Below are 26,319 nucleotides of genomic sequence, written 5' to 3' on the forward strand. Positions count from 1 at the left end.
CCGGGCGCCCGTACGCCACAGGCCGGGTCCTGAGGAATCCGGACCCGGCCTGTGGGGACACCGCCGACGCGCTCACGCGGCCGCGCGGGCGTGCTGGCTGCGAGTGCTAGCTGGAGGCGGCCCAGCCGCAACCCCAGGGCTGCAGGCCGCGCTGGGCATAGACGCGGTTGGCGATGGCAATCTGCTGGGCCTTGGTGGCCGCAGCGGCGTTCGGGGCGTAGGCGCCGCCGCCGGAGCTGATCCAGGTCCCGATGTCGAACTGCAGGCCGCCGTAGTAGCCGTTGCCGGAGTTGATGGACCAGTTCCCGCCGGACTCGCACTGCGCGATCTTGTCCCACATGCCCTGGTTCATCATCGCGGGGGCTGCGGCGCCGGTGTTGGCCGCGGGCTTGGGCTTTTCCTTGGTCCCCACGGTGACCTTTTCGGTCACAGGCCGGGTGCTGACGGTCTTGGACACCAGGGTCCGCGAGGCTTCACGGCCGTCCACGAGGACCAGCTTGAAGTTTTTGGTGGTGGTGCCGGCGACGCCCGCCTGGGTGACAGTCTTCTCACCCTTGAACATGTCCGCGCTTTCCGTGGTGAGCGTTTCGAACGCGACGGGTTCGGTGGTGGTGGCCGTCTTGCTGACGTCGACCCGGGAGACCTTGATCACCATGTCATTGACCACCGGAGCGTTCCCCGGCTGGGAGATGCGGTCGCTGGCTCCGAGCTTCAGCCCGGCGTCCTCGAGCACCTTGGCCACCGTGGCCGCCGTCGTAGTCTTCGCGGCTGCCTTGCCGTCCGCGACGATGCTCACGGTCTTCGGCGTCGAAATGGCGACATAGGAACCGGTGACGGCCAGCTGGGCGTCCTTGGGCGCCGATACCTGTGAGGCACTGGCCACGCCGAGTTCGGTCACGAGCCCTTCGACAGTGGGCGAAGTGGTGTTGATGGTCCGTTCGGCGCCGTCCAGGCTCACCTTGACGGCTTTGGCGAGGTTGACGTTGATGACTGATCCGTCCTGCACCTGGGAGTCCACCGACGGCGACACCCGGTCGGCTGGCTGCAGTTCAACCTCGGCACCCTTGATGGCCTCTCCGACGGTCCCGCCGAAGGTCTGGACGGAGCTGACTTTCCCGTCCACGTTGAGTGTGATCGTCTTGTTGTTGCCGACGAAGGCCACAAGGCCCAGCACCAGTGCCACGAGCACCACAAGCTGAGTTCCGACTTTGACGAAGCTGATCTTGCCGTCCGATGTGAAGAACTTGACCACGATTGCCCGTATCTCTTGGACCTTCCGGGCACGGGGAAAAGTACACGTGACCACCCTCCGCGAGCGTGCCAAAGGCGGCTCCGGACAGGGCCCGGAGCATCACGGAGGATGCGTGCACTGCCTCACTCAAAACGAGAGCGCACATGTGGTTCGTTGACCACGATGCACGCCCTGCAGGAGTGAATTTATCCGTAGGCCTTCCCCGACCCCGGCTAATAGTTGACTACTGTAACCATAGCGTTATAAAGGAACCAAGAAATCGTGCATACCCGGTATCCTCAAATGATGAGTTGGAGCGGCCGCGTTTAGGTCCAGGATCCGTATGCCCGTACGGAATTTTCGGCTATCTCCGCGCATAAGGCGGAGAGGTCCGATCCGGTCACATCGGCCATGGCCCGCACCGTGTACGGGATCATGTAGCTCGCGTTGGGGCGGCCGCGGTGCGGGTGCGGGGTGAGGAACGGTGCGTCGGTCTCGACCAGGATCCGGGTCGGCTCCGCGATGGCCAGCGCCGCCCGCAGGTTTGAGGCGTTCTTGAACGTCACGGTGCCGGCGAAGGACATGTACCAGCCCTCCGTGTTGCACGTCCGGGCGAGCTCCTCGTCGCCCGAGAAGCAATGGAAGACCACACGCTCCGGGGCACCTTCTTCGCGCAGCACCTGGACGACGTCGTCATGGGCATCCCGGTCGTGGATCTGCAGCGTCAGTCCGAGCCGCTTGGCGATATCGATATGGCGGCGGAACGAATAGCGCTGATGGGCCAGGCCCTCCCCCTCGGTCCGGAAAAAATCCAGGCCGGTCTCACCGATTGCCCGGATCCGCGGGTGGGCGGCCAGGGCCTCGATTTCGGCGAGCGCGCCGTCGAGCTCGCCACGCAGGGCGTAGTCCGGGGCATCGTTGGGGTGCAACGCGACCGCGCCCAGGAGCCGTGCGTCCAGGTCGACGGCCTGGACGGTAAACCGGGACGATTCGAGGTCGCAGCCCACTTGGACGGCGCCCTGGACACCCACGGCGGCCGCGGCGTCGAGGGCGTCCTTGACGCCCACCGAGAGCTCCCCGGAGCGAAAGTCCAAATGCGTGTGGTTGTCCAGGACCGGCACAGGAAGCGGTTCCGGGGCAGGCGGATATCCGCTGCGTCCGGTACCGTCAGTTCCGGGCGACCGGAACGGAACGGGGGTGAGGGGATTGAGCATCCATCCACCCTAACGGGCGGCCTGATTTCCCCGGAACTCTCTGTCAGGGCCGGCAGTTGTGTTAGTAGTCTGTTAGTACTCCGTTATTTCTCCGTTAGGAACCAGTGAACCCGAGCTGCGGGGCGGCCGTTGCCGGTCCGTTCCGGGACCCGCCAGGGCTGAAAGGCTGCCGATGGATTATCACCGCACCTCCATAGACGACGTCGCCCCCGGCGGAGAGAGCTTCCCGGGCCGGCCCGCCGTGGACTCGAACGCCGCCGGGCACCGGTCCTCGCCGCATAGCCCCGCGGCCATGGACGCCGCGGCGTTCCACGCGGCCAGTACCCGGATCCTCACCGCCATCAACACCGTGATCGACGGCAAGGCCGAAGCGGCACAGCTGGCGCTCACCGTCCTCCTCGCCCAGGGCCATCTGCTCCTCGAAGACGTCCCGGGGGTAGGAAAGACACTGCTGGCCAAGACCCTTGCCCGGAGCATCGACTGCTCCGTCAGCCGGATCCAGTTCACCCCGGACCTTCTTCCGTCCGACGTCACGGGTGTGTCCATCTATAACCAGGCGACCCGGTCCTTCGAGTTCCGCCACGGCGCGGTGTTCGCGAACATCGTTATCGGGGACGAAATCAACCGCGCGTCCGCCAAGACCCAGTCAGCCCTGCTGGAGTGCATGGAGGAGCACCAGGTCACGGTGGATGGCACCTCCTACCGGCTGGATGAGCCCTTCATGGTGGTCGCGACCCAGAACCCCATTGAGATGGAGGGCACCTACCCGCTTCCGGAAGCGCAGCGGGACCGTTTCATGGCCCGGATTTCCATGGGCTACCCCGACCGGGAGTCCGAGATGGAGATGCTCGAGACCCATCAGGCGTCCTCGCCCTTGGCCCGCGTGAGCGCAGTGGTCACCGCCGCGGAAGTGGCCGCCATGATAGCCACGGTGCAACAGGTCTATGTGTCCAGGTCCATCAAGGACTACACGGTGGCCGTGGGACGGGCCACGCGGGAAAGCAAGCTTCTCCGCCTTGGTGCCAGTCCCCGCTCCATGCTGCAGCTGCTGCGGGCGGCCAAAGCCACCGCCGCGCTGGAGGGCCGGGACTTCGTGCTGCCCGACGACGTCGTCAGCGTCGCCGAAGCCGTGCTGGCCCACCGGATTATCCTCGACCGGAAGGCGGCCAGTGCGGGCGAGACGCCACAAAGCGTCATTCGGGCCATCATCGCCAAGATCCCGGTCACCCCGGACGTGGCGGCGTCACCCAACGGGGCGGGCCGCCCAGCCCGAAACAAGGCTTCGGCCCTGGCGCCCGCGCCCGCGCCCCAGCTGCCGAATCCGCATTAGGACGAAGGTTCCGCCGTGGCGTTGAGGGATCGGTTTTCCGGGCACATCTTCAGCACCCGCGGCTGGGGACTGCTTGCCACGGGTGCGATTTCACTGCTGACCGCGCAGATCATGGGGCGCAGGGATCTGCTGGCTCTGGCCGTCCTGCTGCTGCTCCTGCCGCTGCTTGCCCTGGCCGGAACCCGCGTCCTGAAGCCGAGGTTCCGGGTCTACCGGGAATTCAGCCCGTCGCCGGTCGAAACGTCCGCCCGGACCACGGTGCGGCTGGCCATTGCGCGCAACGGGCCGGGAACCGGTCACGCCGTCATGGAGGAGCACTTGCCGGCCCGGTTCGGGGAATCCCCGGTCTTCCTTTTCCCCGCCCGCAGCGCGCCCGGCGGCACCAGCAGCTATGAGTACCACCTTCGCTCGGCCAATCGCGGCCAGTATGTGATCGGGCCCGTCACTGCAGAGTTCAGCGACCCCTTCGGGTTGTCCTTCCACCGGCACGCGATCGACGACGGCGATCTCCTCACCGTGACGCCTGCCGCCGTGGAGCTCCCCGAGACTGGACTGGCCGGCGCCCGCGGGCACGACGGTGTTACTGCCACGCGGATCAGGGCCAACCCGAGCGACGACGACGTCATGACCCGCGAATACCGCCACGGGGATCCGATGCGCCGGGTGCACTGGGCCGCTACCGCCCGGCACGGCGCCCTCATGGTGCGGCAGGAGGAATCCGTCACGACGCCGGAGGCGACGATCATCCTGGACCAGCGACTGTCGGCCTATCCCCACGGCGTGTTTGGTCACGGAGCTTTTTCCTCCGCCCGTCCGGGCAGTTCAGCCCGTGCAGGCAGTTCAGGCAGTTCCGGCAGCGGGGACGGCCATGAGTTACTGACCTGCGACACCTTCGAGTGGTCTGTCACGGCGGCGATGTCGATCGCCGCGCACCTCGCCGAGCGCAGCTACACCCTGCGGTTCCTGGATAGTGCGGGGGCCCCCGCCTTCCGGCAGTCGCCCTCGGCCCCTGATCCCGAGGCGGAGGAGTACGGCGGCACGGCCGGGCTGCAGTCCATCGCGGAAAGCTTGGCCGCCATCCAGCTCTCCGGCCCGCAGCACGCCCACCCGCACCGATACCGCGCCAGCAGTCGCCGCACTTTGCCGGGCCGGCAGTCCCGCCCGTCGGCGGCCACAGCGGGAACCCGCGCCGCATTTGCCGGGCAGGTCACCGGCGGTGGCGGGCAGGTCACCGGCGGTGGCGGGCAGGTCACCGGCGGTGGGTCCTCCGCGTTGACCGGGACCGCCGCGCGCGCCTTCGACGACACCCTGATGGACAAGCTCTCCGCGCACCGGCTGAGGGGGCCGATCCTGGCGCTCCTGGGTAACTTGACCGCGTTCGAGGCCCGGGCCCTGTCCCCGGCGGCGGCGTTCGGCGCCAACGCCTTTGCGCTGCTCGTCACGGACCACCCACACGAGTCCGGCGAGGTCCTCGAGGTAATGGAAGTGCTGCGGCTGGGCGGGTGGCGGGCAGTCGCGGTATCTGCCCGGTCCTCGCTGCCCGACGCATGGGCTGCCTTTGACACGGCGGACGCGGGAGTGTCCGCCGCGGCCGACGTGCGGCGCGGCGCGAGGAGCCGGCCATGACCCTCGCACCGCAGCGCAACAGCGGACCCGACGCAGGAACGTCTGCACCGGACGACCCGACAGTCCAGCCGCCGGCCATGGCGTCCCGGCCGGACGGACCCGGCGCCCAGCCTTGGGTGATGGCGTCCGCCGTCGCCGTCGCCGTCGCGGGTGCCGCCCTCGGATTCAACGGGGTCCTGCGCGGGTGGGCCTGGTACTCCCCGGTGTTCACCACCGTCCTCGCGGTCGCCTTCTCGATGGCGACGCTCCGGGCGCTGCGGGCCCCGAGGTGGATCGTTGCCGCCGGCGGACTGGCGTCCTTGATCCTGGCCCTGACCTTCACGTTTTTCCGGAAGTACAGCATCGCGGGCTTTATCCCGTCGTCGGACACCATGAACTATCTGGAAAAATTCCTCCGGCGGGCCAGCGAGACAGTCCTCGCCGAGAGCACTCCCGTGGCCCCCAACGCTGGAATCGTCATGCTGATTTGCGCCGTCCTCGGGCTTCTGGTGATCCTCGTGGATGCCCTCGCGTTCCCGCTGGGCCTGCCGGCCACGAGCGGACTGGGCATCCTGGCAATTCTCGTGGTGCCGGCCATGGTCAAGCCCCAAAGCGTCGGGGTGCTCGGGTTCGTCGGGGCAGCCGTCGGCTACCTGATGATCCTGGGTTGCAGCCATTGGTTCACGCCGGCCGCCCGCACCCGGGCCGACACAGCCCGCGACCCGGGACAAATCCGGCGTGGCACCGTCACGGCCGCTCTGGCGCTGACCCTCACGCTGTTGCTGCAGACCGTCATTCCGGGCTTTGACCAGGGCACGTTCCCGCAGGGCTCGAGGCTGAACCCGTTCGGCAGCGCCACCGGCCTGAACCCGATGATCAGCCTGGGCAACAGCCTGCGCAGCCCAACCGGAGAGGGCCGGATCACCTTCGCCACGAACGCCCCGGCGGCGCCCTATCTGCGCTCGGTGACGGTGGACAGCTTCGACGGCGATTCCTGGGCGCCCGATGACCGGGAGTCCAGCCGGCGGCAGGGCACCGGCAGGATCGACGCCGGCCTCGATTCCACCGTGACCGAGGTCCGGGTGATCACGGCGGTCAACACGGGCCAGTTCACGAGTCCCTACCTCCCCGCGCCCTACGCCCCGGAGTCGGTTAGCGGCCTCACGGGGCGCTGGAGCTGGGATCCGGCAACGCTCAGCATCAAGGGCGTCGACACCAACTCCCGCGACCAGCAGTATCTGGTCACCTCCGTCGCTCCCCAGCTCACCGCCGGACTGCTGCGGGAAGCCTCCCGGCCGGTCAGCGGGATCCCCGAGCAGTTCCTCCGGCAGCCGGCAAACGTTCCGGAGATTGTCCGCACCACGGCCGATGCCGTGACGGCCGGGGCCACCACACCGTATACGCGGGCCATGGCCATCCAGAACTATCTGCGCTCCGCCGCATTCACCTATTCCCTGCAATCCCCCGTGCAGGGCGGCTATGACGGCAACGGCTTGTCGGTGCTGGCGGACTTCCTGACCCAGAAGAGCGGCTACTGCATCCATTTCGCTTCCGCCATGGCCGTGATGGCACGGTTGCAGGGCATTCCAAGCAGGATCGCCGTGGGCTACGCCCCGGGCCGCTCCACCGGCGCCACCGTGTCCGTCGCAGGTCAGGGCGCGCTGCCGGAGTTCGAGGTTGACTCCCGGGACGCCCACGCGTGGCCGGAGCTCTACTTCCCGGGCCTCGGCTGGGTGCCGTTCGAGCCGACGCCCTCCCGCGGGATCGTCCCCGCCTACGCCACGGAAGCCGCCGCGCCCAGCGGCGCCAGCACCAATGAACGCACCGACGCCCTGACGCCCGGAGACGGTTCCAGCCGGGCGCCCGTCCCCACCTTCGCCCCCGTTCCCCTTCCCGGCGCGGGGACAACCACTGCCGCGGACCCGCGAGCGGCACAGGCGCTCTACGGTGTCGGAGCGGTGCTGCTGCTGGTGCTGCTCGTGGCGTCTCCGCGGCTGGCCCGCGCACGGGTGCGGCGCCGCAGGCTAAGCATGTCGGACCGCGGCAATGGCGGCGGACCGGCGGCGCCGGCCTGGGCGGAACTGCGCGACCTTGCCACGGACTACGGCGTGGCGCCCGTGGCGAGCGAAACACCGCGGCATTTCTCCCGGCGGTTGCGGGTCTCGGGGGCGCTGGGCGAACCATCGGGCGAATCCTTCGGGAAACCCTCCGGCGCGGACAATCCCGGGCAGCGGGCCGCCGCGGCTCTCACTGAAGACTTTGAACGCGAGCAGTACGGCCGCCCGAACCCCACCGCCTGGACTGCCGGTTCGGGGACGGCCGGTGTGGGGACGGCCGGTGTGGGGACGGCCGGTTCCGCCGGGGACATTGAACCCGCGGACCCGTCCGACTCTGCGGCCGCCAGGATTGCCCTGGTGCAGGCCTCGCTGCGGGCCAACGCAACGCTCGGCGTCCGGCTCCGCGCCGAGTGGCTGCCGCCGTCGGTTCTCTCGGGATGGCGCCGGTCGCTGCCGGCGCCCCGTCAGGTCCTGTCGCGAACAGCACAGCGCACCCGGCGCGGTGCCACGGAAGCCTGGGGGCTGATCCGCAACACCGTCCGCCGGGTGCGCCGCGGCTAGTCGGCCGGGCCGGCTGTCTTAGCCGGCGTAGGGGTCGGCGATGCCGATGTACTGGGTGTAGAGGTATTCCTCGATGCCTTCGAGCCCGCCTTCGCGGCCCAGGCCGGACTGCTTGACCCCGCCGAAGGGTGCGGCCGCGTTGGAGACCACGCCGGCGTTCAAGCCCAGCATGCCGGTCTCGAGCCGTTCGCCCATCCGGATGCCCCGGTTGAGGTCCTTCGTGAAGACATAGGCCACCAGCCCGTACTCGGTGTTGTTCGCGAGCCGCACGGCCTCGTCCTCGGTGCCGAAGGTGATGATCGGGGCGACCGGGCCGAAGATTTCCTCGGACAGGATCCGGGTACCCTCGGCGACGCCCTTGAGGATGGTCGGCTGGTAGAAGTAGCCGGGGCCGTCCACGGGTGCGCCGCCTGCCACGGCCACGGCACCGGCGGAGACGGCGTCGGTGACGAGCTCGTGGACCTTGTCCCGGCTCTTCGCATCGATCAGCGGACCCACCTTGGACTCGGCCTCGGTCCCGCGGGCCGTGGTCATGTCCTTCATCTTCGCCGCGAACTTCTCCGCGAACTCATCCGCAACGGACTCGTGCACGATGAACCGGTTCGCCGCGGTGCAGGCCTCGCCCATGTTCCGCAGCTTCGCCAGCATGGCCCCGGCGACGGCGGCATCGACGTCGGCGTCCTCGAACACCACGAACGGGGCGTTCCCGCCGAGCTCCATCGAGGTACGCAGGACCGTTTCCGACGCGTCCGCCAGCAGGCGCCGGCCGACCTCGGTGGACCCGGTGAAGGAGAGCTTGCGGAGCCGGGCATCCTTGATCAGCGGACCCGTGGTCGCCCCCGCCGTGGAGGTCGGAATCACGTTCAGGACACCGGCGGGCAGGCCGGCCTCGAGCATCACGGCCGCGAACAGCTGCGAGGTCAGCGGGGTCAGATTCGCGGACTTGAGCACCATCGTGCAGCCCGCGGCGACGGCCGGGGCGATCTTCCGGGTCGCCATCGCCAGCGGGAAGTTCCACGGCGTGATCAGCAGGCACGGGCCCACCGGCTTCTTCGTCACCAGCAGCCGGGATTTGCCGTCCGGGGAAACCGAGTACCGGCCGAACGCACGCACGGCCTCCTCGGAGAACCAGCGCAGGAACTCCGCCCCGTAGGTCACCTCGCCGCGGGCCTCGGCCAGCGGCTTGCCCATCTCCAGGGTCATCAGCAGGGCAAAGTCCTCGGCCCGCTCCGTGACCAGCTCGAACGCCCGGCGCAGGATCTCACCGCGCTCCCGCGGGGGAACTTTGGCCCAGGACTCCTGGGCCGCGGCGGCAGCGTCCAGGGCGGCCTTGCCGTCCTCGGGACCGGCGTCGGCGATGCTCAGCAGCACGTTCCCGGTGGCCGGGTCCTCGACGTCGAACGTCTTCCCCGACGCGGCCGGACGCCACTCGCCGTTGATCAACAAACCCGTCGGAACAGAGGCCAGCAGGGCGCTCTCTCGCTCCGCGGTAACAATGGGCTGGGCAGTTACAGTCACAACGACTCCCTCGTCAGCAATTCGGTGGTCTCTAGTGTGTTGGCACTAGGTTCTTGGCGCAGCCCATTCCCGCAGGCCCGGGCGGCTGAATTACTGTCACGGTACTGCTGTCCGGACTGGCAAGTCCATGCATGGACGCACTGCCCGCTAGCGAATATGCTGTGCAGCTGCACAAGCGGCAGCGGGCCGCCGTCGGCGGCGGGATTACCGCGCGGCGAGGACAGCGGAATACAGTTCGCGTTTGCTGACCTTGGTGTCCTCGGCCACCGCGGCGACGGCTTCCTTCAGCCGGACGCCTTGGGCGATCAGCCGGTTGACTGCGGCCACGTGGTCCTCCGGGCGGCCAGGTTCGCGCTCGGGGGCGCCGCCCACCACGACGGCGATTTCGCCGCGCACCTCGTTGGACTCGGCCCATTCAAGCAGCTCGCGCAAGGTGCCGCGGATGACCTGTTCGTACGTTTTCGTCAGTTCCCGGCAGACGGCGGCACGGCGGTCGGCGCCGAACCGGTCGTGGAGGGCCCTCAACATCGGTTCGAGCCGGTGCGGTGCCTCGAAAAACACCATGGTGCGCCGTTCGGCGTCGAGGTCCGCCAGCCGCGAGGTGCGTTCGCCTGCCTTGCGGGGCAGGAAGCCTTCGAAGCAAAAGCGGTCGGTCGGGAGCCCGGACAAGGCCAGCGCCGTCAGCACGGCGGAGGGTCCGGGTGCAGCGGTGACGGTGAGGCCAGCCGCCACCGCACCTTCAACCAGCCGGAAGCCCGGATCCGATACGGACGGCATGCCGGCGTCGGTCACCATCACCAGGGTCTTGCCGGCGCGGACCTGCTCCAGCAGGTCCGCGGTCTTGGCTGCCTCGTTGTGCTCGTGATAGCTGATGATCCGGCCGGCCACGGTGATGCCGAGGTTCTGCACCAGGCGGTGCAGCCGTCTGGTGTCCTCGGCCGCGACGATGTCCGCCGTCGTGAGCAGCTCCAGTAGCCGCGCCGAAGCGTCACCGGTATTCCCGATCGGCGTCGCCGCCAGGACGATCCTGCCGGGTGCCCCGTCACCGACGGGAAGATCACCGCCGGGAAGATCGCTGACGGGAAGATCGGGGGAAGTGCTCGGTTCGTGGTCCACAGGACCAGCCTACTGCCGCCGGAGTGGGGCCCGCCGTGCACAGCGGCGAAAGGTAGCATGGCAACGTGACCCAGACCCCCACGCTGCCGCCCGAGGCCGGCCCCGCCGCGTCCCCGCCCTCGGGCCTGCGCCCAGCCGAGGGCAGAGCCGGTAGCCAGGCCCGGGGCCGTTTCCGCACCGGGCGCAATCTCGAGCGGCACCGCTGGATCGGCCGCCCCGCCGAGGCCTTCACGACGGACGCCCTCACCGCGCGCCTGATCGGCGGCATCCAAAGATGGCGCGACTATCCGGCGTCGCTGCGGCTCTGGTACTGGCTCATCCCCACCCTCACGGCAGCCCTGGGCGGTGTGCTGCGGTTCGTCCGGCTCGACACCCCTCGGAACCTGGTCTTTGACGAGACCTACTACGTCAAGGACGCCTATTCATTCCTGGTCAGCGGCTACGAGCGCGCCTGGCCCGACCGGGCGAACGACTCCTTCATCGCCGGCAACCCCGGGGTGCTGCTCAACACGCCGGAGTACGTGGTGCACCCGCCGGTCGGCAAGTGGATGATCGCCGCCGGCATGTGGCTGTTCGGTGCGGACAACCCGTTCGGCTGGCGGTTCGGGGCGGCCCTGACCGGGACGCTGTCCATCTTCCTGCTGGCGCTGATCGCGCAAAAGCTCTTCCGCTCGCTGACCCTCGGCGCGGTTGCCGGCGTCCTGCTCGCCGTGGACGGCCACCACCTCGTCATGTCCAGGACCTCGCTGCTGGACATCTTCCTCATGTTCTGGGTCCTGGCGGCCTTCGGCGCCCTGCTGATGGACCGCGACGACGGCCGGAGGCGGCTGGCAGCCGGGCTCGGCCGACAGGCCGCGGCCTCCGCCACCGGCCGCCCTTCCGCGCTCCAGCTCACGTCCGGCCCCTGGCTCGGCATCCGGTGGTGGCGGCTCGCGGCGGGCGCCTGCCTGGGCCTGGCGGTGGGCACGAAATGGTCCGCGCTGTTCTTCCTGGCCGCTTTCGGCCTGCTCACCGTGTTCTGGGACCTCAGCGCGCGGCGCATCGCCGGCGTCCAGGCCTGGATCAGCGGCGGCATCCTCAAAGACGGCGTCGCTGCCTTCCTGAGCATCGTTCCGGTGGCCGCCGTGGTTTATGGCGCCACGTGGACCGGCTGGTTCCGGTCCAGCGACGCCTATTTCCGGCACTGGGCCGAATCCAACCCCTCGGCCGAGTGGGGCTGGCTACCGGACGCCGTCCGCTCCCTGGCCCACTACCACCTTGAAGCCTACAAGTTCCATCAGGGCCTGAGCGCGGACCACCCGTACGAGGCAAGTGCCTGGAGTTGGCTGGTCATGGGCCGGCCCACGTCCTTTTTTTACGAATCCCCCAAGCCGGGCTCCCCGGGCTGCGATGTGAGCAACTGCACCACGGCCATCCTCTCGGTGGGCAACCCGCTTCTTTGGTGGAGCGCAGCCCTCTGCCTCGGCATCCTGCTGTTCTGGTGGGCGGGGCGCCGTGACTGGCGCGCCGGTGCGGTCCTGGCCGGGGTGGCCGCCGGCTACCTGCCGTGGTTCATGTACCCGGAGCGGACCACCTTTTTCTTCTACGCCGTGTCCTTCGAACCGTTCCTGGTGCTGGCCCTCGTCTATTGCCTGGGGCTGGTCCTCGGCCAGCGCACCGACCCGCTGTGGCGACGGCGGTCCGGGTTCTACGTCGTGGTGCTCTTCGTCGCGGCGGTCGTGCTGCTGTCCGCGTTCTTCTACCCGGTCTGGACTGCCGAGGTGATCCCGTACCAGCAGTGGCGCTTCCGGATGTGGATGCCTTCCTGGATCTAGGGCAGGATTGCAGGGGGAAGTCCGCCGAACTCCGGGCGGACCAGGAATGGAGGCGCGGCTGTGAGAGAAGCAAGCACCGGACTGCTCGTGGAGCTGGATCCCGGGAGCAATGTGACGGACCTGCTCCTGGAGCAGCACGCGAAGGACCCCGTGCATGCCCTGTATTCCCGCAAAGGACCCGGCGGCTGGACCGACGTCTCCGTCCAGCATTTCCTGGACCAGGTCACAGCCCTGGCCAAGGGCCTGATTGCCGGCGGACTCGCCCCGGGCGAGACCGTGGCCGTGATGTCAGCGACCCGGTATGAGTGGACGGTGGTGGATTTTGCCGTCTGGTTCGCCGGCGGGGTCACCGTCCCGATCTACGAGACCTCCTCCGCCAGCCAGGTCGAGTGGATCCTCCACGACTCGGGCGCCCGGCGCGTTTTTGTCGAGGACCACGCCAAGGCCGCCCTCCTCCAGGGAGTCCTGGACGCCTCCACAGTCCTTCGCGACCGGCTCATTGCCGTCATCCGGATGGAGAACGACGGCGCCGCACCGCACCTTGCGAGCCTTGCGGCCGCCGGCACCGGGGTGACCGACACCGAACTCGAACGCCACCGGAGCGCTGCGTCCCTCGCGGATGTCGCTTCACTGGTCTACACCTCGGGCACCACGGGCAAGCCCAAGGGCTGCGAGATCACGCACGCCAATTTCGCCCTGGTAGCCAAGAACGCCGCCCTCTTCCTGCCCGAGATCCTCCTGCAGCCGCGCTCCCGGACGCTGATGTTCCTGCCCCTCGCCCACGTCCTGGCCCGGGCGGTGCAGGTGATCTGCCTGAGCTCCGGCACCACCGTCGGCCACAGCGCGAGCGCCAAGGAACTCCTGGCGGACCTGGCCAGCTTCAGGCCCACTTTCCTGCTGGTGGTCCCCCGGATCTTCGAGAAGGTCTACGCCGGAGCGGCCCAAACGGCTGCCGCTGCCGGCAAGGAGCGCGTCTTCGCCGCCGCGGCGTCGGCTGCGATCGACTATTCCAAGGCCCTTGACGCCGCCTCCCGGGCCACCGGCAAAGGTCCCGGACTTCTCCTGCGGGCCCGGCACCGCCTCTTCGACCGGTTGTTCTACCCCAAGCTCCGGCAGGTGTTCGGCGGCCAGCTGGGCCACGCGGTCTCCGGCGCCAGCCCGTTGAGCTCCAACGACGCCCACTTCTTCCGCGGCGCCGGCATCCCCGTCCTGGAAGGCTACGGCCTGACCGAAACCACGGCGCCGTGCACGGTCAACACACCGGCACGGACCAAGGTGGGGACGGTCGGGATCCCCTTTCCGGGAACGACGATCCGGGTGGCTGACGACGGCGAAATCCTGGTCAAGGGCATTGGCGTCTTCAAGGGCTATCACGCCAATGCGGCTGCCAACGCGGACGCGTTCGTGGACGGCTTCTTCCGAACCGGCGACCTCGGCTCCCTCGACGAGGACGGCTTCTTGACCATCACCGGGCGGAAGAAGGATCTGCTGGTCACCGCCGGCGGCAAAAACGTCGCCCCCGGTCCGCTTGAGGAGAAAATCCGCGAGCACCAACTGGTCGGCCAGGCCGTGGTGATCGGGGACGGACGGCCGTTCGTCTCCGCGCTGGTCAACCTGGACCCGGAAGGACTCCGCAACTGGTGCACGGCGCGCAAGGTGCCCGTGATGGGCACGGCCGAAGCCGCTGCGAACGAGTCAGTCAGGGCTGCCGTCCAGGGCGCCATCGATGAGGCGAACCTGCTCGTCTCCAAGGCCGAGTCGATCCGCAGCTTCGTCATCCTGGACGCCGACTTCACTGTGGAATCAGGACACCTGACACAGTCGCTCAAACTCAAGCGGGGCGCTGTCGTGCGGGACTACGAGGAACACATCAACCGCATCTACGGCTGAGCCCGCCGGCCGCCGGCCGCTCATGCTGGGTGAACTGGCCTGGGTGAACTGGCCTGGGGTGAACCGGCTTAGACGGTATGCCGGGTGCGCAGCGGGTCCCCGGTGCTGCCGGCGGGGCCGTCAGCGGCGCGGCCGGCCGCGCTGTCAACGCTGCCATCCGATACCGGGGCTTCCCCGTCCGCGGATTCGGCGTCGGCGTCCTTCGAGGCCGCGGCCTTCTTCTTGCCCAGTCCGCGGCGCCGGCGGGTGGGCCAGGTCAGGACCAGGGTGATGAGGGAGGCGAGCAGGACCAGACCTCCGATGACGATCCCGGCGTCCACCCAGAACTGGCCGGGGAAGAGCCTGATGAGGGTGTCCTGCAGCGAGAACGTCCAGGTCCCGTTGGCGAAGAAAATACGGTGGAAGTCCGTGAAGAACTGCTCCCAGCCGAGGAAGGCGAGGGTGCCCAGCCCGATGATGATCGCGAGCGTGACGATTGAGCCGGCAAACAAGCCGCGGCGGACTCCCCCGTTGTGGCGCCGCGCCAGGTAGATCACGGCGATCAGGGCCAGCAGGATCAGCAACGTGCCGGCACCGAACGTCGACAGGATGACACCCTTGACGTCGGCCATGTGGCTGACCTCGCCGTCCTTGAACAAGCGCTCCCCGCTTTGGTCGACCAGGTCGCCGAGGTAGCGCGGGCCCGACCAGTTGCTGAGGTAGTCCACGGCGTAGGAGCCGTAAGTCATGCGGTCATCGGTGCTGAAGCCGTAGCCGTCGCCGGGGAAGCCGGGTCGGTTGTATTCCACCCAGAGGAACAACGGGCTGGTGACCGCGCGGACGGCCAGGACCAGCAGGATGATCGGGTAGAACACGGCGAGCAGCACCTGCATCACCCGCGGGAGGACGGGTTTGGCCTTGGCAGCCTGTTCCCGCTGGGCATTACGGCGTTCGACTTCCTCCTGGGGAGGCCGGATCTGCAGGGCCGAGGTCTGCAGCGGCTCGTCCGGGTCGGCCTCCGGCCGCGCGTAGGCGCTTGCACCGGATCGCTCGGATTCAGACTGTCCAACTCCAGGCTGTTCGACTCCGGTCTCGCCGGCACCGGGCCGGACGACGGCGGCCTCCGCCGCCTTGCGGTCCGCCCGGCTCCCCGGCTGGCTGGGTGTGGAGGCCGCCGACGGCGCTGCCGCACCAGCCCCCGCGGCAGTTGCCCCGCCGTCGCCCTTCGTGGCCTCGGGCCCGCCTGCGGCTGTGGCACCCCCGGCACGATTGGCGGCGTCACCGGCAGGCTTGGCCGCCGCCGGTTTCATCCAGTCGAAAGCCGGCTCGTCGGTGTCATCCGTGGGATCCAGATGCGGCTCCGGCCGGTCAGGAGGGGTAGGTTTTGTGTCAGTCACGTGGAGCTTCGCTTCCGTAGGCTTCCGCGCCGCCCGGCCTGCGCCGGCTGCGCAACATATCTGGCTTCGAGCCTACCGTCAGGTGATGAGGCTCGGCGAGGTGCCACCCCGTCAGTTGGCGTATTGGGCCCACGGGATGTTCCAGTCCCCGAAGCCGTCATCGAAGTTGGCGTATTCCCCCTCGGTGTTCACCACCTGAACGACGTCGCCCGTGGTCATGTTGTCGAACACCCATTTGGCGGCCTCCGGCCCGAGGCCGATGCAGCCGTGGGAGAGGTTCGCCTTGCCGATGTAGGGCATCGCGGACTCAGTGGCCTGGTGGATGAACTCCCCGCTGGGCGTCAGGCGCGTGGCGTAGTTGACGTCGAGCTGGCCGTAGTAGGCCGGATCTCCCGGTTTCAGCCCGATGGTGGAGGCGTCCATGTGCTCCACCAGGTGCTTCTCCATGAACACCAGGAAGCCCCTGGCCGAGGGGAACCTCGTGTCGCCCATGGTCGCCGGCCACTGCCCCGCCGGCCGGTCATTAACCTTGACCGAGAACGTATGGGCCTTGGCGTCGGCCACCGCCACCTTCTTATCCCCGATGTGGATGGTCACGGTCTTGTTGAAGTTGCCGACCTGCCCTTTGCCCAGCTCGACGCCGAACATCTTCATGTCCATGGTGATGGTGCTGTTGGCGGCCCAGAAGTTCTGCGGCCGGTACCTCACGGTGTTGTTGTTGAACCAGTGGAAATCACCGGTCTGGCCGGAAGTCGAGGTGACCTTGATGGCTTTTTCGACGGCGTTCCGGTTCAGGACCGGTTCGCTGAAGGTGATCTGCAGGGGTTGGGCGACGCCCACCTTCATGCCGTCCAGGGGGTAAATCGCGGCATCGGCCTCGTTGGCGGTGGAGACGGTCGTGAACGCGCGGGTGTTGTGGGTTTGGCGTCCGGCGTCGTCCACCACGGAGTACGTGAAGTTGTAGCGTGTGTTGAACTTGAGGTCGCCGGAGGAGGTCCAGGCGGCTCCGTCCGCGCTCTGGGTGCCGTCGATGGTGCTGCCGTCATCGCTGGTCAGGGCCACCCGCTCGATGTGCCCGTGCTTCACCTTGAGGGAAACCGGGGCCGCGGGGTTGACCTGCTGGGCGCCGTCGGCCGGGGCGGCGTCCAGCTCCGCGGGAGCCACCACCGGAACGGCCAGGCCCGGCGTCGTCCGGGCCGGCGAACCTGCCTCGGAGGAAATGGCCGCCTGGGCCAGCCCCGGGGCCGCCGCGGCGAAGGCCCCGCCGCCGGCCGCCAGGGCGCAGACCACTGCCAGCAGGGCGATTTTGCGGCCGCTACTCCAGGTTTTCACGGCCATCACAGGACCCGGCCATTTCCATACGTCATCTTGCCAGCATAAGCGAGTTAGCTTGGAAGCCCGGACCGATTCGACCACGATCCGGTTACAAAAGGGACGCCAAAACGGTCACAACATAAGGGCCCCGGGACTTCGTCCGGGGCCCTCGGAGGGTTCCTAGTAGCGGTAGTGTCCGGACTTGTACGGTCCGGCCACTTCGATGTCCAGATACTCGGCCTGCTCCTTGGACAGCTCGGTCAGCTCGACGTCCAACGCCGCCAAGTGAAGGCGGGCGACCTTCTCGTCCAGGATCTTCGGCAGGACGTAGACCTGCTTCTCGTATTCGCGCTCACCCTCCGGCTGGCCGGCCTTGGTGAACAGTTCGATCTGGGCGATCGTCTGGTTGGCGAAGGAGTTGCTCATCACGAACGAGGGGTGTCCGGTGGCGTTGCCGAGGTTTAGCAGGCGGCCTTCGGAGAGGACGATGATGGAGCGGCTGCCTTGTCCCGTGGCCGGGTCCGCCTCGAAGACCCACTCGTGCACCTGGGGCTTGATCTCGACCTTCTTGATGCCGGGGATCCGGGCCAGGCCGGCCATGTCGATCTCGTTGTCGAAGTGGCCGATGTTGCCCACGATCGCCTTGTCACGCATGCCTGCCATGTGCTCGGCCAGGATGACGTCCTTGTTGCCGGTGGTGGTGATGAAGATGTGGCCTTCGGCGAGGACGGTTTCGAGCTTCGCCACCTGGTAGCCGTCCATGGCTGCCTGGAGCGCGCAGATCGGGTCGATTTCGGTGACGATCACGCGCGAACCCTGGCCGCGGAACGCCTCGGCGGCGCCCTTGCCGACGTCGCCGTAACCGCAGACGACGGCGACCTTGCCGCCCATCAGGACGTCCGTGGCGCGGTTGATGCCGTCGGGCAGGGAGTGCCGGATGCCGTACTTGTTGTCGAACTTGCTCTTGGTGACGGAGTCGTTGACGTTGATCGCCGGGAACAGCAGTTTGCCCTGCTCGGCCAGCTGGTACAGGCGGTGCACGCCGGTGGTGGTTTCCTCGGTGACGCCGAGCAGGAGGGAGCCGATCCGGGTCCACTTCTGCGGGTCGGCTTCCAGGGAGGCGCGCAGCACGTCCAGGAAGACCCGGCCTTCGTCGGACTCGTCCTCGGTGGCGGCGGGCACCGCACCGGCGGCCTCAAATTCTACACCTTTGTGCACGAGCATGGTGGCATCGCCGCCGTCGTCCAGAATCATGTTCGGGCCCAACTCCGGGTTGGCGTCGGCGCCGGGCCAGGTGAGGATCTGCTCGGCCGTCCACCAGTATTCCTCCAGCGTCTCGCCCTTCCAGGCGAAGACCGGGACGCCCTGCGGGTCTTCGGCGGTTCCCTGGCCGACCACCACTGCGGCGGCGGCCTCGTCCTGGGTGGAAAAGATGTTGCAGGAAGCCCAGCGGACCTCGGCGCCGAGTGCGGTCAGGGTTTCAATCAGCACTGCGGTCTGGACCGTCATGTGCAGCGAGCCGGCGATCCGGGCGCCCTTGAGCGGCTGGCTGGCGCCGAACTCCTCGCGCAGCGACATGAGTCCGGGCATTTCGTGCTCCGCGAGGCGGATCTGGTGCCGGCCCGCCTCGGCCAGGGAAATGTCCGCAATCTTGTAATCGAAAGTCATGTGAATCCTTTGTTGTGGCCGTGCTTTGCGTGTCTGGAGTTGGGAAATCCCACGGCTACGCCGTCAGGGATTGCCGGGCTGTGCCTGCGGGGTGTTATTCGGCTGCGTGGCGCGGGCTGGCGTCGTTCGGCGCTGTGTCCGTCGGCGCTGTGTCGTTCGGCGCTGTGTCCGTCGGCGCTGTGTCGTTCGGCGCTGTGTCGTTCGGCGCTGTGTCGTTCTCGCCGCCGTCGTGCTGGTCAGAGCGGGCCGCCGTGGCGGCGGGCAGGAGTTCCGGCGGCAGCAGCAGCGGAATGCCGTCCTCGATCCGGTACCGCAGCTTGTTCCCGGAGTCGTCTGCCGTGACGGTGACGAGCTCATCGCCGTCCTGCGCCAGGCCGGACCCGGTGACGGGGCATCGCAGGACAGACAAGAGTTCGGGGCTGAGCTTGGGCATGATGAACACTCCCTGAGGGGCGCCGCGGAAGGCGCCGGTGGCTTACGGCTTTTTGCAGTTTCCACCCTACCGCCAGTTGGCGCCTTAGGACGGTTCGCGAAGGACGCGCAGGTGCCCGCGGCGGGTGCCCTCGGCCGGGGCCGGGGCCTCCAGAGCCGGGTGCAGGGTGCGCTGCCCCTTGGCCGGGTCCGCCGCGGCGGGACGGGAGGCCGCCTCGCGGACGGCGTTGGCGAGGGCCAGGAGATCGTCCGGGCCTGGGCCGGGCGGCGTCGCCGGCATCGCCAGGCGCATGACTTCCCATCCGCGCGGTACGGTCAGGGATTCAGCGTGCTGCTCGCACAAGTCATAGCAGTGCGGTTCGGCGTAGGTGGCAAGCGGGCCAAGGACGGCGGTGGAGTCGGCGTAAACGTACGTCAAAGTGGCCACCGCAGTATTGCGGCAGGCAGACCTCGAACACAGACGAATTGCACCCACGACATCACAGACTACTCCCCCTCCGGGCAGGGCCCGCGCATTGAAACGCCCACAGCCGTGCGACGGCTCGCCGAAGAGTCCATATCGCATAAATCAATCCGCGGGTTTAGAGTCAACGTATGCAGTCATCGCACCACGATTCGGGTTTCACGGTCCGGTTGGCTGACCCCGACGTCCCTCCCACAGGCGCCGGCTCCGCCTCCGACGGCGCACCCTCCACCGGGTCTTCCGTCGGTGTCCGGGGAAAGCACTTCCGGCAGCGCCGCAGGAACCGGCACGGCCGCGGGCTTCGCGGCGAGCTCATGCTGCCCACGCTGCCGGGCTACCGCACCCGCTCCGATCGCTTCGACGACCTCGTCCTGGACTCGGCCGAGCGGCTGCACGACATCTGGGGCAAGCCCCTCGACGGCGTCCGCTTCGCCGTTGACGAGATCCCCCCGGGCCTGGAGCAGCTCGTGGCCGACCACACGCCGGCGCCCATGGGAGCCTTCACCGCCGCCACAGCCGAGGAGGGGCCGGTTATCACGCTGTACCGCCGGGTGGTGGAGCAGGCGTGCGGAGGCCGGGACGAACTCCAGGACCTGGTACACGACGTCGTCGTGGAGTACACGGCGGAGATGCTTGGCGTGCCGCCGGAGTCGCTCGACCCGGTATATCGCCGCCGGTACTAGCCGAACCTGGGGGCCGGCCCGGCGGTGACCCCCCGGACCGCCTGGAGCCGGTGCTAGTAGCCCAGGGTGACTGGCACCTGTTGCTGCCCTGCCGCTTCCGGCGCCACCGCCACCGCGGAAATGTCCTGTCTGCCGTCCCTGCCCAGAAGCAACGCCCCGTAGGCGGGGTCGCCGGCGGCAGACACCACATAGCCGACGAGCGGCGAACCACCCACGTCCGCGGGGACTTTGACGGACACGGTGGTTCCGCCGGCAACGTCTGCGGTGATGGCGGTCCGAATCTTGCCGTCCTCGGTGATTGGCGTGTAGGAGACGGTCGCCTTGCCCGCGGGTGCGCCGAACACGAGTTGCCGGTCGCCCGTGGCTGGCACGGCAACAATGTGCTGGCTGCCCAGCCGGGCCGAGGAGGCGGAGAAGCCGACGTCCGCCGCGTCCTCCGATTTCAGTCCCCGCGTGAGCCGGGCAGTGGCCGCGAAGGAGACATCCGAGCTCGCCGCGACCGTATAGCTGCCGGCCGGCACCCCGGCCAGCGATACCTCGGTGACCGCCCCGGCTTTGGCCGTGACCACCCCGCCGCCGGGCAGCGCCTTCTGGCCGTCGCGCCCATACAGCTTGACCTCAACCACGGCGTCGGCTGCCCCGGGGACGGCGATCTCCAGCGCCGGTCCGGCGTCGGCGAAGCCGGGCTTGGCCGTCAGTGCCGCCAGACCTGCAGGATCCTGGATGTCCAGACCGGACATGACCTGCTGGACCGAGGGCGCGGTGCCCGGGGTGATGAAGTCGATGCCGCCGGGCGTGAGGCCGCGGAGGAGGCTTTGCTGAATGACCGCAGCAACGGGGCCCCCGGTGCTGCGGACACGCACGCCGAGCCGTTCCTGTCCGGGTGCGAGCCCGGCCAGGACAATGGAGCGCGTGCTGCCTGGCGCCACGAGCAGGCCCCGGCTTCCGGGGGCCTGGATCTGGCCCTCGGCACCGTAGAGGTCCAGGCTGACGGTCGCCGGGGTGCTGGAGGCGTTGGCGATGTTCAGGACGGCCGACCGACCGAGGGCCGTGTTCGCGCCGACCAGCCAGAGATCGTTGCCTGGCTGCTGGCAGGCCGCGGCTGCGGAGCCTTGGAGATCCCCGTCCTCGGCAGCGTAGTCCAGGACTGCTCCGGCGGCTGCCTGGCGGTTGTCCTGCGCATCGGCGCTGAGGACGCTGACGTCATCCACCGCCTGGCCAGTGACGACGCCGGCGACCAGCACGGGCGTGCGCGGCGCGGGCGCCGAGGCGGTGGGCGCTGCTGCTCCCTTGGCTATTTCCACGAGCGGGGTGCCCTTGAGCGGGGCGAGCCGGCTGCCGGGAATGGCACCTGCGTTCGAGCCGAGCACGGCGGCGCTGACGGAGGTCTTCGCTGTGGCAGATTCCGGGCTGAATTGGGGGTCGGTGCCCACCGGTGTGCCTTCGAGCAATCGGGCAGGGCCGGGGCACACCCCGACGCTGCTTCCGGCCGGCACAGAGGCAACCGGTGCCTCGAGATGCCGGCTGGCGGGGCTTTGCGGTGCCAGTGACGCCGCCGATACGAGGCCGCCGCCGGCGGCAACGAGGGCGACCGCGGAGAGGATCCCGCCGATCATGCCGGCGCGCGGCACGCCTCGCTTCCGCAGCCCCTTTCCGGGGGTTTCGGCCCTGGCGGATTCAGCGGCCGGATCGGTGGGGATTTCGCCCTTAGACATGCTGGTGTTCCTTACGCAGGGAGCCTTCGTCCCTGGACAGGCCGGTGTTGGACCGGCGGGCAGGCATGGGCAGGGCCAGGAGAAGGGTCAAACCGATCACGACGGTCTGCGCGATTCCGGCCAGGACGGCCCAAGGCGCCTCGTACCGGATGCTCAGCTGGCCGCCTTGGGCGGGCAGCGTGAACGCTTGGGCCCATCCCGACGTCGTGGAGGTCAGGCGGCGGCCGTCAAGCCAGGCGCTCCAGCCCGGATCGGCCCGGTCGGCAAGGACCACCAGCCGGCCCTCCGGGCCGGCCGGGATGCTGCCGGCTGCCGAGACTTCCTCCGACGGGAGCAGTCCGAGGGTCGCACCGCTGCCGTCCACGACGCGGACCCGGTGGGCGACGTCGGAGGCCTTGATGCCGGGCCCGTCCAGCGGGCTAACCCGCCAGAGCCAGCCGGAGCCCGTCTGGCCGACGGCGACCAGACCGGGGACCGCGTCCATGCGGCTGGCCGTCAGTTCGGCGCCGGAATCGGCAATGCGAAGCACCACGAAGCCGACGCCGAGGCGCTCGAGGTCTGCCCGCGGGTCCACGCCCTCGCCGGCCACAATCGTCGCCACAACCCTCCTGAGCGATCCGGCAACGGCGTCGTCATCACGGACCGTCTCCTGGCCCGGCTCCCCCATGATGCTGCGGGCCGCCGCGATCGTGGACAGGGCGTCCAAGGTGGTGCCGGCGCCGCGCATGAGCGAAGCGTCGAAGCTTCCGTCCTCGTTGCTGGAGATCAGGAGCGTCCTGGACTGCTCCGGCCCCTCGCCGCGGTCAACCGCCGTCGCGGGCAGCGTCCGGGCCTGGGCCGGCTGGATGAGCCTGGGGGTACCGAGCCCGGCGGAAACCCCGGCCCCGGCTGCCGGGGTGGCGGGCTGCAGCAGATTTTGCGCGGTCCACACGGCGAACCCGGCAAGCGGAGCGGCCAGGAGCAGGGCCACGGCGGCGACGGCGGTACCGCGGAGCAGGACCCGCCGGGCCCGTCCCGTACCGGCCACCCGGTCGGCGGCGTCCAGCAGTCCTTCCGCCGCGATGAGTGCCGCCCCCAGCAGGCCAAAGGCGGCAGCCGAGACGGCGGGCCCGGGAAACGGCGTGACCAGGACACCGGCGCTGGCACCGGAGGCGACATGCCCGGCGAGCCAGCCGCCGGCCAGCATCAGGACGGCCGCTGCCCACAGGTAGCGCGCGGTCCAGATGCGGCCCGCGAGGACAAGCTTGCGCGGCATGAACAGGGCGGTGAGAGCCAGCAGCAGCACCGGCAGCCCGAGCAGCAGGGCCAGCACCAGGGCCCACGGCACTCCGGCGGGGCCAGCCGAGCCCGTTACCGAGCCGCCAAACGCGCTGAGTCCCCAGAGCCCGGCGCCGGCGTCGAAGTTTAGCGGCTGGCCCAGGGCCTGCTGCCACAGCGGGGCGGCGTCAAAACCGAGCGGCATGCCGGGGTCGGCCAGGAGCGCCCGAGGCCGGTCCAGTACCGAGAAGGCGAACGGCAGGAACAATGCCAGGCTGGGCAGCAGCGCCCACCACACCGTGCGGCCGCGGCGGCCCAGGAGCACGCCGCACCCGGCAATGACGATCATGGACGGCACCAGCAGCGATGGCGCCGCCGCGGTCACCACTGCCAGCGCGAGGCCCGCCGCTGCAGCGGCTGTCCACGAGGGCGTTCCGTTGATGCCCGGGCGGGCGGCCGGCCTGGGCGTGAGCCGGCGCTGGCCCGGAGCCGGGACGGCGTGGACACCGTGGCCGGCGGCCGTGCCGGTCGCCCGGAGCAGCGCCAGGACAAGCACCGGGATCAGAACGTGGGCCAGCAAGGCCCCCAGCCGGCCCTGGTTGAGGGCCACTTGCAGTGCCGGCGCCCCGGCCCAGACCAAGGCGGCGGCCAGGCGCAGTCGCCGGCGCTGGGTCAGGGCACCGGCAGCGAACCAGGCGCCCAGCGCCGAGAGCGGCATGGCAAGGATCAGCAACCAGCCGACGGCGCCGTTGGCGTCGCCGGCTCCGAGGACTCCCAGCACCCACAGGAGATAGCCGAAGGGATCGCCGTGACCCGGAAGCCCGGCACCAAGGCTGATCCACCAACTGGAGGCATGGTTCCAGATCGCGGACAGGTGCACGGAAACGGGGATGAGTGCGCCGCCGGTAACTGCCGGGGCCTGCACGAGGCCCAGCAGTCCGGCCAGCGAGACGGCCGTGGTGATGACTACGGCGAGCAGGGCACCGCCGCCGACCCAACCGCGATCCGCAGTGGCGATGGCGGCGAAGTCGTCGGCGTCGCCGGTGGGCTGATCCGCCAGCGGATCTGGGTTGGCAAGGCCGCTGCCGAAGTCGTCCGCGCCCAGCGCTTCAATCAGGGAGCGCCGGTGGGCCCAGACCTCGCGGCGCGGCGTCTGCAGCCCTTTCATGACGGAGCGACGGACCCGGCGGGTGCGCGCCGCGTTGCGCCGCCCGCGGACCACTGCTGCCGGGCGGGCCAGCGCCGCAAGAGTTGCCAGCAGTTGCGAGAACCCGTAGCCCGGGTCCTTGACGGCAATGCTCAAGACGAATTTGAAAAGGCTGCCCAGGAGGGCGCCCGCGGCGTGCAGCGGGACTTTCCAGGCCGCCGCGTGCTTGAGCCGCAGGTGGACTTGTGCCTTACGCGCGGCGCTCGCGTTGCCCAAGGCGTGGGGACGGTGCGCGACGTGGAACATCTTGGCGCTGGGAACCACCACCACGCGGTGCCCGGCCAGGCGGTTGCGCCAGCAGAAGTCGACGTCGTCGCCGCTTCCGGGAAGTGCCGGATCGAAGCCGCGGAGTTGCTCCCAGACGTCGCGACGGACCAGCATGCCGGCGGAATTGACGGCAAAAGTGTCGCTCCGGCCGTCGTACTGGCCCTGGTCGAGCTCGTCGGCCTCAATCAGCGTCAGCCGCTCGGCCCAGCGGCTGGTGGAGAGGCCGACGTCGATCAGCCGCCGTTCGGCGTGCCAGTCCAGCTGCTTGCAGCCAGCTACCGTCACCGACGGCGCGCGTTCGACCGCATGGAGGAGTTCGGCGAGGGCCTCGGGCGCCGGTGCGGCGTCGTCGTGCAGCAGCCAGATCCAGTCCGAGCACCGCCGGGGGCCCGCGTCACCCTCCCCGCCTGCATCGCCGTTCGGGCCGCCGTTTGAAGTCTCAGGGTCGCCTGCGGGCCACGGCGCGAGGGCCTTGAGACCGGCCAGGACGGCGCCGCCCATGCCGGGCCGGGGCTGGTCGAAGACCGTGACGTTTGCCTTGCCCAATGCCTGTTCGAGCAGGGCCGCAGAGTGGTCGCCGGAACCGGTGTCGACACCAATGACGGCGTCGGCCGGCCTGGTTTGGGCCGCCAGTGCCGCAAGGGTCCTAGGGAGAAAATCACCGCCGTCGTGGGAGACCACGACGGCGGTGACTCGTGCTGCTTGAAGAATTAGACTGCTCGCTTCCTAAGCCGGCGCCGCTCGCGCTCGGAGAGGCCTCCCCAGATCCCGAAGCGCTCGTCGTTGGACAAGGCGTATTCAAGGCACTGGGAACGCACGTTGCAGGCGCCGCAGACTTTCTTGGCGTCGCGGGTGGAGCCGCCCTTTTCCGGGAAGAAGGCTTCGGGGTCGGTCTGGGCGCACAGGGCATCGGTCTGCCAGCCGAGCTCCCCCTCATCGTCGAAGTCCTGCCGGGACGGCAGTCCGATCCAGACCGGCTGCGCGATGGTGTCGGTGCCGGTTGACTGGAGCTCCATGGGCGGGTCGAGGGGATCGTTGTCGTGATCCGGGCCGGCGAGGAGTTCATCGTGCGCTGCGAGGAAGGCCGTGGCCGCGTCCTGCAGGGAATCTTGGGTGCGTTCGTTGTAGCGGTCGGCTGCGTCCGGATCGGCCGGATCTACATACCAGTCACTCGGCACCCCGCGTGAGTGATATTTCGCCGTGGCCTGGCCGGCAACTACGGCATCTTCATGAATACGCTCTGCTAGCCCCATGGCGTCCCCCTTCTGATTTGCAGCCACTGCGAGTCCCCTTGGGCCCCGGTCAAGCGCCGGTTTTGTGCAGTGGCTTTAGATACCTAATTACACGTGTGTAAGTATGCGGGAGTCAAGCCACGGCGGAGATAATAATCAACCTGAAACACAAAGTGGAGGCACGCCACGCCCGGAGTTTTTGGGCGGCGGCCGCGGGAACCCGGGAAATAATCAGGGTACTGAGTACTTTGGGGAGCCTTCGTTGAATACTAGGGAAATTTTTTGCGGCTTCGTCCGGACCCGGCCGGACATGGCCGCCGGCGGGCATGACGGACATCACATCCGAAGGCGGCGGGGTGCACCGTGGCA

At 69.0% G+C, this 26,319-nt stretch carries 17 protein-coding genes and 1 pseudogene; 6 read left to right on the plus strand and 12 right to left on the minus strand.

Features of this window, described 5'->3' with window-relative positions; all coding sequences use genetic code 11:
• Positions 1-106: 106 nt before the first annotated feature.
• Positions 107-1,252, minus strand: coding sequence for a resuscitation-promoting factor (locus tag BM372_RS14695; RefSeq protein WP_090956202.1), 1,146 nt, complete (start codon positions 1,250-1,252; stop codon positions 107-109).
• Positions 1,253-1,557: 305 nt separating this feature from the next.
• Positions 1,558-2,445, minus strand: coding sequence for a TatD family hydrolase (locus BM372_RS14700; RefSeq protein WP_090956203.1), 888 nt, complete (start codon positions 2,443-2,445; stop codon positions 1,558-1,560).
• A 172-nt stretch (positions 2,446-2,617) separates the two neighbouring features.
• Between BM372_RS14700 and BM372_RS14705 the strand changes: the two genes are divergently transcribed.
• The 3 genes from BM372_RS14705 to BM372_RS14715 are packed head-to-tail and all read left to right on the plus strand — an operon-like array spanning position 2,618 to position 7,998.
• Positions 2,618-3,775 (plus strand): AAA family ATPase, encoded by a 1,158-nt coding sequence (locus tag BM372_RS14705; protein WP_090956204.1) that lies wholly within the window; start codon positions 2,618-2,620, stop codon positions 3,773-3,775.
• A gap of 15 nt (positions 3,776-3,790) precedes the next feature.
• Entirely contained in the window at positions 3,791-5,401 is a 1,611-nt protein-coding gene (locus tag BM372_RS14710; protein WP_090956205.1) for a DUF58 domain-containing protein, read from the plus strand.
• The gene (locus BM372_RS14715; protein WP_090956206.1) at positions 5,398-7,998 is read left to right on the plus strand and encodes a transglutaminase TgpA family protein; all 2,601 of its coding nucleotides are present in this window, start codon (positions 5,398-5,400) and stop codon (positions 7,996-7,998) included. Before BM372_RS14710 ends, BM372_RS14715 begins: the two co-directional genes overlap by 4 nt.
• Before the next feature lie 18 nt (positions 7,999-8,016).
• Here BM372_RS14715 and BM372_RS14720 read toward each other — a convergent pair whose 3' ends face one another.
• Positions 8,017-9,516, minus strand: coding sequence for an NAD-dependent succinate-semialdehyde dehydrogenase (locus BM372_RS14720; protein ID WP_090956207.1), 1,500 nt, complete (start codon positions 9,514-9,516; stop codon positions 8,017-8,019).
• A gap of 204 nt (positions 9,517-9,720) precedes the next feature.
• The gene (gene rsmI / locus BM372_RS14725) at positions 9,721-10,632 is read right to left on the minus strand and encodes a 16S rRNA (cytidine(1402)-2'-O)-methyltransferase (protein ID WP_090956208.1); all 912 of its coding nucleotides are present in this window, start codon (positions 10,630-10,632) and stop codon (positions 9,721-9,723) included.
• Between the two features lie 65 nt (positions 10,633-10,697).
• On the opposite strand from rsmI, the gene BM372_RS14730 reads away from it, so the two are divergent.
• Positions 10,698-12,446 (plus strand): dolichyl-phosphate-mannose--protein mannosyltransferase, encoded by a 1,749-nt coding sequence (locus BM372_RS14730; RefSeq protein ID WP_090956209.1) that lies wholly within the window; start codon positions 10,698-10,700, stop codon positions 12,444-12,446.
• 60 nt (positions 12,447-12,506) lie between these two features.
• Positions 12,507-14,336: an AMP-dependent synthetase/ligase gene (locus tag BM372_RS14735; protein WP_090956210.1), complete on the plus strand. Its 1,830-nt coding sequence runs from the start codon at positions 12,507-12,509 to the stop codon at positions 14,334-14,336.
• 68 nt (positions 14,337-14,404) lie between these two features.
• On the opposite strand, the gene BM372_RS14740 is transcribed toward BM372_RS14735, so the two are convergent.
• The 5 genes and pseudogenes from BM372_RS14740 to BM372_RS14760 form a co-directional block, all read right to left on the minus strand.
• Positions 14,405-15,712 (minus strand): TIGR01906 family membrane protein, encoded by a 1,308-nt coding sequence (locus BM372_RS14740; protein ID WP_256214293.1) that lies wholly within the window; start codon positions 15,710-15,712, stop codon positions 14,405-14,407.
• 111 nt (positions 15,713-15,823) lie between these two features.
• The gene (locus tag BM372_RS14745; protein WP_090956211.1) at positions 15,824-17,050 is read right to left on the minus strand and encodes a L,D-transpeptidase; all 1,227 of its coding nucleotides are present in this window, start codon (positions 17,048-17,050) and stop codon (positions 15,824-15,826) included.
• Positions 17,051-17,206: 156 nt separating this feature from the next.
• Positions 17,207-18,694 (minus strand): adenosylhomocysteinase, encoded by a 1,488-nt coding sequence (gene ahcY, locus BM372_RS14750; protein ID WP_090956212.1) that lies wholly within the window; start codon positions 18,692-18,694, stop codon positions 17,207-17,209.
• Between the two features lie 226 nt (positions 18,695-18,920).
• Positions 18,921-19,127 (minus strand): annotated as a pseudogene (locus tag BM372_RS14755) (Trm112 family protein); the annotation flags it as partial.
• Between the two features lie 84 nt (positions 19,128-19,211).
• Positions 19,212-19,601 (minus strand): DUF3499 domain-containing protein, encoded by a 390-nt coding sequence (locus BM372_RS14760; RefSeq protein ID WP_090956213.1) that lies wholly within the window; start codon positions 19,599-19,601, stop codon positions 19,212-19,214.
• A gap of 119 nt (positions 19,602-19,720) precedes the next feature.
• On the opposite strand from BM372_RS14760, the gene BM372_RS14765 reads away from it, so the two are divergent.
• On the plus strand, positions 19,721-20,272 hold the full coding sequence (locus BM372_RS14765; protein ID WP_090956214.1) for a metallopeptidase family protein: 552 nt from the start codon (positions 19,721-19,723) through the stop codon (positions 20,270-20,272).
• A gap of 53 nt (positions 20,273-20,325) precedes the next feature.
• Here BM372_RS14765 and BM372_RS14770 read toward each other — a convergent pair whose 3' ends face one another.
• The 3 genes from BM372_RS14770 to BM372_RS14780 are packed head-to-tail and all read right to left on the minus strand — an operon-like array spanning position 20,326 to position 25,971.
• Entirely contained in the window at positions 20,326-21,987 is a 1,662-nt protein-coding gene (locus tag BM372_RS14770; protein ID WP_256214294.1) for a DUF5719 family protein, read from the minus strand.
• The gene (locus BM372_RS14775) at positions 21,980-25,429 is read right to left on the minus strand and encodes a glycosyltransferase (RefSeq protein WP_256214306.1); all 3,450 of its coding nucleotides are present in this window, start codon (positions 25,427-25,429) and stop codon (positions 21,980-21,982) included. Before BM372_RS14775 ends, BM372_RS14770 begins: the two co-directional genes overlap by 8 nt.
• On the minus strand, positions 25,429-25,971 hold the full coding sequence (locus BM372_RS14780) for a WhiB family transcriptional regulator (protein ID WP_090956216.1): 543 nt from the start codon (positions 25,969-25,971) through the stop codon (positions 25,429-25,431). The genes BM372_RS14775 and BM372_RS14780 overlap by 1 nt, the downstream gene beginning before the upstream one ends.
• Between the last annotated feature and the right edge of the window lie 348 nt (positions 25,972-26,319).

The organism is Arthrobacter sp. ov118 (genome assembly GCF_900116495.1).
Taxonomy (GTDB): Bacteria; Actinomycetota; Actinomycetes; order Actinomycetales; family Micrococcaceae; genus Arthrobacter.

Coding starts and splice junctions, on each gene's coding strand:
- BM372_RS14700 (WP_090956203.1), bottom strand. CDS start 2,445: ATGCTCAATCCCCTCACCCCCGTTCCGTTCCGGTCGCCCGGAACTGAC.
- ahcY (WP_090956212.1), bottom strand. CDS start 18,694: ATGACTTTCGATTACAAGATTGCGGACATTTCCCTGGCCGAGGCGGGC.
- BM372_RS14780 (WP_090956216.1), bottom strand. CDS start 25,971: ATGGGGCTAGCAGAGCGTATTCATGAAGATGCCGTAGTTGCCGGCCAG.
- BM372_RS14745 (WP_090956211.1), bottom strand. CDS start 17,050: ATGGCCGTGAAAACCTGGAGTAGCGGCCGCAAAATCGCCCTGCTGGCA.
- BM372_RS14705 (WP_090956204.1), top strand. CDS start 2,618: ATGGATTATCACCGCACCTCCATAGACGACGTCGCCCCCGGCGGAGAG.
- BM372_RS14765 (WP_090956214.1), top strand. CDS start 19,721: ATGCAGTCATCGCACCACGATTCGGGTTTCACGGTCCGGTTGGCTGAC.
- BM372_RS14770 (WP_256214294.1), bottom strand. CDS start 21,987: ATGTCTAAGGGCGAAATCCCCACCGATCCGGCCGCTGAATCCGCCAGG.
- BM372_RS14715 (WP_090956206.1), top strand. CDS start 5,398: ATGACCCTCGCACCGCAGCGCAACAGCGGACCCGACGCAGGAACGTCT.